Origin of the sequence: Bulleidia sp. HCP3S3_C9 (assembly GCF_052064035.1) — a bacterium.
GTDB lineage: Bacteria > Bacillota_I > Bacilli_A > Erysipelotrichales > Erysipelotrichaceae > Bulleidia.
This window is the reverse complement of sequence record NZ_JBQHWJ010000072.1, coordinates 1-7163: the sequence shown is the minus strand read 5'-3', so window position 1 is coordinate 7163 and position 7163 is coordinate 1. Positions and strand designations below refer to the sequence as shown.

Genomic DNA, 7163 nt, shown 5'->3' with positions numbered 1-7163 from the left:
GATGCATGAAAATGCACCTCAAAATATTTGAACATCGATTTTTCTTCAAGACCTCATGAACATCATGTTATTTTGGAATATGTCAAAACCTCATCCAATTTTGGATATTCAGTATTTTACTGCTGGGGATTTTTATGCCCTTTGGGGCTGTAAAGGGAGGACAATCACATGAAAATAATCAATATTGGAATTCTTGCCCATGTAGACGCTGGAAAGACGACCTTGACGGAGAGCCTGCTATATGCCAGCGGAGCCATTTCAGAACCGGGGAGCGTCGAAAAAGGGACAACGAGGACGGACACCATGTTTTTGGAGCGGCAGCGTGGGATTACCATTCAAGCGGCAGTCACTTCCTTCCAGTGGCACAGATGTAAAGTCAACATTGTGGATACGCCCGGCCACATGGATTTTTTGGCGGAGGTGTACCGCTCTTTGGCTGTTTTAGATGGGGCCATCTTGGTGATCTCCGCTAAAGATGGCGTGCAGGCCCAGACCCGTATTCTGTTCCATGCCCTGCGGAAAATGAACATTCCCACCGTTATCTTTATCAACAAGATCGACCAGGCTGGCGTTGATTTGCAGAGCGTGGTTCAGTCTGTTCGGGATAAGCTCTCCGCCGATATTATCATCAAGCAGACGGTGTCGCTGTCCCCGGAAATAGTCCTGGAGGAAAATACCGACATAGAAGCATGGGATGCGGTCATCGAAAATAACGATGAATTATTGGAAAAGTATATCGCAGGAGAACCAATCAGCCGGGAAAAACTTGCGCGGGAGGAACAGCAGCGGGTTCAAGACGCCTCCCTGTTCCCGGTCTATTATGGCAGCGCCAAAAAGGGCCTTGGCATTCAACCGTTGATGGATGCGGTGACAGGGCTGTTCCAACCGATTGGGGAACAGGGGAGCGCCGCCCTATGCGGCAGCGTTTTCAAGGTGGAGTATACAGATTGCGGCCAGCGGCGTGTCTATCTACGGCTATACAGCGGAACGCTGCGCCTGCGGGATACGGTGGCCCTGGCCGGGAGAGAAAAGCTGAAAATCACAGAGATGCGTATTCCATCCAAAGGGGAAATTGTTCGGACAGACACCGCTTATCCGGGTGAAATTGTTATCCTTCCCAGCGACAGCGTGAGGTTAAACGATGTATTAGGGGACCCAACCCGGCTCCCTCGTAAAAGGTGGCGTGAGGACCCCCTCCCCATGCTGCGGACGTCGATTGCGCCGAAAACGGCAGCGCAAAGAGAACGGCTGCTGGACGCTCTTACGCAACTTGCGGATACTGACCCGCTTTTGCGTTGCGAAGTGGATTCCATCACCCATGAGATCATTCTTTCTTTTTTGGGCCGGGTGCAGTTGGAGGTTGTTTCCGCTTTGCTGTCGGAAAAATACAAGCTTGAAACAGTGGTAAAGGAACCCACCGTCATTTATATGGAGCGGCCGCTCAAAGCAGCCAGCCACACCATCCATATCGAGGTGCCGCCCAACCCGTTTTGGGCATCCATCGGACTGTCTGTTACACCACTCCCGCTTGGCTCCGGTGTACAATACGAGAGCCGGGTTTCGCTGGGATACTTGAACCAGAGTTTTCAAAACGCTGTCAGGGATGGTATCCGTTACGGGCTGGAGCAGGGCTTGTTCGGCTGGAACGTAACGGACTGTAAGATTTGCTTTGAATACGGGCTTTATTACAGTCCGGTCAGCACGCCGGCGGACTTCCGCTCATTGGCCCCGATTGTATTGGAACAGGCATTGAAGGAATCAGGGACGCAACTGCTGGAACCTTATCTCTCCTTCACCCTCTATGCGCCCCAGGAATACCTTTCCAGGGCTTATCATGATGCACCGAAATACTGTGCCACCATCGAAACGGCCCAGGTAAAAAAGGATGAAGTTGTCTTTACTGGCGAGATTCCCGCCCGCTGTATACAGGCATACCGTACTGATCTGGCCTTTTACACCAACGGGCGGAGCGTATGCCTTACAGAGCTGAAAGGATATCAGGCCGCTGTCGGTCAGCCGGTCATCCAGCCCCGCCGTCCAAACAGCCGCCTGGACAAGGTGCGCCATATGTTTCAGAAGGTAATGTAAAGATACATAATCGTCAAGACGGCAACAATCAGAAGTTATGGAGGGTAACAATGGAATATAGTAAGGAAGATTTAATGGAAGCAAAAAAGCAAATTTGGGGAGTGGGAGAGAACATGGGAACAGAGGAAAGTAAAAAATCTGGGAGGAGAACGCACAATTTTGGGATAATGCAATGGGTGACGAATCTAATGAATTTCACAGAGAGGTAGTGCGTCCCAAAGTAACGGAACTTCTATCTCCTAATCCTGCGGATTACATTTTGGATATTGCGTGTGGCAATGGAAATTATTCTTCGTATCTTGCACAAAGAGGCGCTTCGGTTGTCGCTTTTGATTACAGCAAAAAAATGATAGAATTGGCTAAAAGACGGCAATCACAATATGCAAAACAAATTGAATTTTGTGTGGCGGATGCGACCGATAGAAAAAGTATATTAGAATTAAAAAGAAATCGAGCCTTTACGAAAGCAGTTTCTAATATGGCAATTATGGATATTACGGATATTGAACCACTTCTTATGGCTGTTTATGAACTGTTGCAGGAAAGCGGAATTTTTGTCTTTGCAACGCAACACCCTTGTTTTGTCACGTTGACTGAAAAATATATGACACCGCACAGTTACTATGATATAGCGATTGAAGGGCAACCGAAAGAGCAGATTTATTATCATCGTTCCATACAAGATATTTTTAACCTTTGTTTTAGAGCTGGATTTGTCATTGATGGATTTTATGAAGAATGTTTTAAAACCAACAAAGAAATTCCTATGGTAATGATAGTAAGGCTTAAGAAGGTAAAACGTGATAGCTTAAAATAAATTCAAGTTTGTCGGGTAAATAGCAAACCCAGCCGAGCCAGTCAACGGTCAAGATGAACGGCGCATATGCGCAGCCGTTGACAGCCCCGCCCGCCTTTGCTGGTAGGCAATCAAGGGGCGACAGCAAGAAGTGCCACCGCCCCGCACTATTATTCAGAAAGGGGAATTTCCATGACCGACCAGATAGCCTATCAAGAATATATCCAGCGCAGGTACAACGCCTTTTGCAAGACTGTTATCCGCTGTGCCGCCTTGGACAAGATTTTGAAGCTTAAACGGCAATGGGAACGGCAAGTTTCCCTTGACTATCTGATGAACGAGAAGTTTGTCCAGTTTGCCGCGTCGGAGCCGGACGAGGAATACCCATTTACCGTCTGCGGTCAGACCGTCCTGCTCTGCAACGCCGCCCTTGCCGACGCGATCTCTGTTTTGCCGGAGCAGACGCGGGAAGAAATCCTGCGCTATTACTTTCTGCGCCAGCCGCAGCGCGTGATCGGCGCGTGTATTGGCCGGTCACGCAGCACAGCGGGGCGGCATATCCAGCTTGCCTTGCAGCGGCTACGCGAAGAAATGGGGGTGAGCCGGTATGAGTAGACTTCTCCCCTATGAAACAATCCTCAAAGCCCGTGAGGGCGACCCAGAAGCCGTGAACGCTGTCCTGCTCCACTACGCCGGATATATCCGCTATTTCTCAAAAGTGAACGGGCAGGTCAACGCGGAGGTGGAGGACTATGTAAAGCAGCGGTTAATTGACTGTCAATTCAAGTTCCGGCTTGACGAACCACCGGACAAGTCATAAAAACTGAATACCAGCCGCCACCGACGCGGCCAGCGAAAGCAGTAAGTCTTGAAAAAGATTTACTGCTTTTTTTGTTGTCCGGCTCCGCTCCCGGCCATTTTGCCCCCTGCCGGTTGTAGTAGTAAGCGAGGAGGGAATTTTTCTGCCCTGGTGTTTGGCATTTGGAGCATTTACCCGTAGTAGAGGGCAAAGAGAAAGGATTTCTCCAACACCGGGTAGAAACCACTGCGTCCGGTGTCATTTTAGCGAAAGCGGGCAGGAATGCCCTTTACAGGATTAGTAGTAGCAGAAAAAAAGAAACAAACTTTTGTGGTTGCAGTTTTCCAAAAAAGTGGCGGACGGAAGTGAGAGAAAGTTTGCAGTCACGGAGAGCAAGTTTCTACCACGGTGCCAAAATCCGCAATTCTGCAGTTTTGCCCCTCGCGGGAAACTTGTTGGGGAGTGCCTTCCCCAAACCCTGCTCATGCGCCCTTACGGGCGAGAAAGGAGGTCACACCATGCGAAAGAAATACAACACGCCCCACCGCAGCCGCGTTGTGAAAACCCGGCTGTCCGAAGATGAGTATGCCGACTTCACAGCGCGGCTTGCGCCCTATGGTATCAGCCAGTCCGAATTTCTCCGGCAGGCGATACGGCGGGCGACCATACGCCCGGTTGTCCATGTGTCGTCGGTCAATGACGAGTTGCTTTCCGCTGTCGGGAAGCTGACAGCCGAGTACGGCAGGATCGGCGGCAACCTCAATCAGATTGCCCGGTATCTGAACGAATACGGCGTACCCTACAACACCCTTTCCGGCGAGGTACGCGCCGCCATATCCGACCTTGCCGTCCTCAAGTATGAAGTCCTCAAGAAAGTAGGTGACGCGGTTGGCAACACTCAAGCATATCAACTCTAAAAACGCCGACTACGGAGCCGCCGAGCAATATCTTCTCTTTGAGCATGACGAGTTTACCATGAAGCCCGTCCTTGATGAAACCGGCAGGCTTATCCCCCGCGAGGACTACCGGCTGTCCACGCTGAACTGCGACGGGGAGGATTTTGCCGTTGCGTGTATGCGGGCCAATCTCCGCTATCAGAAAAACCAGCGGCGGGAAGATGTGAAAAGCCACCACTACATCATCAGCTTTGACCCGCGGGACGGGCCGGACAACGGCCTGACCGTAGACCGGGCGCAGGCGTTGGGGGAACAATTCTGTAAAGAGCATTTTCCCGGCCACCAGGCCCTTGTCTGCACCCACCCGGACGGGCATAACCACAGCGGCAACATTCATGTGCATATCGTCATAAACAGCCTGCGGATTGAGGAAGTGCCGTTCCTGCCCTACATGGACAGGCCGGCCGATACGAAAGTCGGCTGCAAGCACCGATGTACCGACGCTGCCCTGCGCTACTTCAAATCCGAAGTCATGGAGATGTGCCACCGGGAGGGGCTTTATCAAATCGACCTCTTGAACGGCAGCAAGAACCGCGTCACCGACCGGGAGTATTGGGCGCAGAAAAAGGGACAGGCCGCGCTGGACAAGCAGAACGCCCCCCATGATTGCCGATAGTATCACGCCCCGGCAGACCAAGTTTGAAACGAACAAGGAGAAGCTGCGGCAGACCCTACGGAAAGCCCTTGCCACCGCCGCCAGCTTTGACGAGTTTTCCTCTCTGTTGCTGCAGGAGGGTGTGACCGTCAAGGAGAGCCGGGGGCGGCTTTCCTACCTCACGCCGGACAGGACAAAGCCAATTACCGCCCGGAAGCTGGGCGACGATTTTGACCGCGCCGCTGTCTTTGCCGTTTTAGAGCAAAACGCCGCCAGAGCAGCCGAAGCGCCAGCCAGATCCCCCGATCCCCCACGCACCATAAAAGACCGCTTGCAGGTTGCCAGAGCCGAGATAGCCGCCCCGAAACAGGACGGAGTGCAGCGGCTTGTGGACATTGAGCAGAAAATGGCCGAGGGCAAAGGCCGGGGCTATGAACGCTGGGCGAAGATACACAATCTGAAGCAGGCCGCCAAAACGCTGTCCGTCTACCAGCAATACGGCTTTACTTCCCCGGAGCAGTTAGAAGCCGCCGTTGACACCGCCTATCAGAAAATGCGCCAGACCAGCGGCGAACTGAAAGCACTGGAAACGAAGCTGCAAGGGAAAAAGAAGTTGCAGCGGCAGGTGTTGGCCTACGCCCAGACCAAGGCCGCCCGCGACGGGCTGCGGGCACAGAAATCCGAGAAAGCCCGCGCCGCATACCGGCAGGCCCGGCGGCTGGTACATGAGTGCTGTAACTACGATGAGGGGAACTGCCTGCTATTGGACGACGGGGAGCCTTGCGTGTGCGTCCAGAGCATTTCCTTTTCCCTCATGTGCCACTGGTTCCGTGTGGCTGTCCTGCCCCTTGACGGGGAGCTGGCCGCAGCCCTCTTGTGCCGGGGAAGCCGGAAACGGTGTGCCGTCTGCGGGGCGGCCTTTGTCCCCAAATCCAACCGGGGAAAATACTGCCCCGACTGCGCCGGGCGCATGAAGAAAATCAAAGCCGCCGAGAGAAAGCGGAAACAAAGGCAGAGATGTCACGCTTTAGAGCCTTTCAAACCCGCATAAATCAAGGCTTTTTTCGTGGGTGTCAAAGGGTACGCGATACATTTATCCTTTTCCCCCGGAAACGGCGTTTTAATGCGTGACAATACGCCAAAATCAACCCGAACACAGGGAGGTGATCCTATCGCTGATTATATCAGGGCAGACACGCGGCTGCCCGCCTATCTGCCGTATCCCCGTTTCCTGCTGAAAATGGAGATTTCACAGACCGCCAAGCTGCTGTATTCGCTGCTGTTAGACCGTTCCACCCTCTCCCAGAAAAACAAGTGGCTGGACGACGAGGGCAGGATTTATATTATCTATCCCATCGCGGAGATAGCAGAAATACTGGATAAAGGCAGCACCACCATCAAGGGGGCGCTTAATGAACTGGACACGGCGGGGCTGTTGGAACGGGAACGGGGCGGCTTCTCCGCACCGAACCGGCTTTATGTCAAAGTACCGCCAGTGCCACAGGTACAGTTTTCAGACCAACTGATGGCCGGAAGTCCGCCCCTCATAGAGCCGGAAAACCGTCCTACTGATGGTCAGAAAACCGACCTTATGATGGTCGGAAAACCGTCCCCTAACCAAACTACTATAAACAACCTTACAGAGAGCCAAACAAAGGGAGTGAGTGGGGGGCCGTCCGCGCCCTATGGCCGATATGGAAATATTTTTCTGTCACAGACCGAATACGACGAGTTGCAGGCAGAGTACCCTGACAGGCTGGAACGGTTCATCGAGGAAATGAGCCGCTACCTTGCCGCCAACGGGAAAAGCTACCAGAATGTAGAACGTCACATTAAATACACTAAGAAAATCAAATTAAATGCCAGAAGACATAACGTGAAATTCCGAAGTATTCAAATTATTTGATGCTGGTATTCAAATTGTTTACA

General features: G+C 52.2%; 7 protein-coding genes and 1 pseudogene. All 8 read left to right on the top strand.

Going from position 1 to position 7163, the window contains the following annotated elements:
• The first annotated feature begins 168 nt into the window (after positions 1 to 168).
• The gene (tet(W), locus tag ACTND6_RS10085) at positions 169 to 2088 is read left to right on the top strand and encodes a tetracycline resistance ribosomal protection protein Tet(W) (RefSeq protein WP_441023983.1); all 1920 of its coding nucleotides are present in this window, start codon (positions 169 to 171) and stop codon (positions 2086 to 2088) included.
• 50 nt (positions 2089 to 2138) lie between these two features.
• Positions 2139 to 2905: pseudogene (locus ACTND6_RS10080) on the top strand (class I SAM-dependent methyltransferase).
• 171 nt (positions 2906 to 3076) lie between these two features.
• Positions 3077 to 3499 (top strand): sigma-70 family RNA polymerase sigma factor, encoded by a 423-nt coding sequence (locus ACTND6_RS10075; protein ID WP_002586616.1) that lies wholly within the window; start codon positions 3077 to 3079, stop codon positions 3497 to 3499.
• Positions 3492 to 3704, top strand: coding sequence for a helix-turn-helix domain-containing protein (locus tag ACTND6_RS10070; RefSeq protein WP_002586615.1), 213 nt, complete (start codon positions 3492 to 3494; stop codon positions 3702 to 3704). The genes ACTND6_RS10075 and ACTND6_RS10070 overlap by 8 nt, the downstream gene beginning before the upstream one ends.
• Positions 3705 to 4201: 497 nt before the next feature.
• The gene (locus ACTND6_RS10065; protein WP_002596229.1) at positions 4202 to 4600 is read left to right on the top strand and encodes a plasmid mobilization protein; all 399 of its coding nucleotides are present in this window, start codon (positions 4202 to 4204) and stop codon (positions 4598 to 4600) included.
• The gene (locus tag ACTND6_RS10060) at positions 4572 to 5255 is read left to right on the top strand and encodes a relaxase/mobilization nuclease domain-containing protein (RefSeq protein ID WP_441023985.1); all 684 of its coding nucleotides are present in this window, start codon (positions 4572 to 4574) and stop codon (positions 5253 to 5255) included. Before ACTND6_RS10065 ends, ACTND6_RS10060 begins: the two co-directional genes overlap by 29 nt.
• Positions 5242 to 6285, top strand: a complete 1044-nt coding sequence (locus tag ACTND6_RS10055; RefSeq protein ID WP_441023987.1) for a cysteine-rich VLP protein — start codon at positions 5242 to 5244, stop codon at positions 6283 to 6285. Before ACTND6_RS10060 ends, ACTND6_RS10055 begins: the two co-directional genes overlap by 14 nt.
• A 72-nt stretch (positions 6286 to 6357) precedes the next feature.
• Positions 6358 to 7140, top strand: a complete 783-nt coding sequence (locus ACTND6_RS10050) for a replication initiator protein A (protein WP_441023990.1) — start codon at positions 6358 to 6360, stop codon at positions 7138 to 7140.
• Positions 7141 to 7163: the final 23 nt, after the last annotated feature.

What these genes read in the sequence shown, in the direction of transcription:
- ACTND6_RS10075 (WP_002586616.1), top strand. Translation starts at nt 3,077, where the DNA reads ATGACCGACCAGATAGCCTATCAAGAATATATCCAGCGCAGGTACAAC.
- ACTND6_RS10070 (WP_002586615.1), top strand. Translation starts at nt 3,492, where the DNA reads ATGAGTAGACTTCTCCCCTATGAAACAATCCTCAAAGCCCGTGAGGGC.
- ACTND6_RS10065 (WP_002596229.1), top strand. Translation starts at nt 4,202, where the DNA reads ATGCGAAAGAAATACAACACGCCCCACCGCAGCCGCGTTGTGAAAACC.
- ACTND6_RS10055 (WP_441023987.1), top strand. Translation starts at nt 5,242, where the DNA reads ATGATTGCCGATAGTATCACGCCCCGGCAGACCAAGTTTGAAACGAAC.
- ACTND6_RS10050 (WP_441023990.1), top strand. Translation starts at nt 6,358, where the DNA reads ATGCGTGACAATACGCCAAAATCAACCCGAACACAGGGAGGTGATCCT.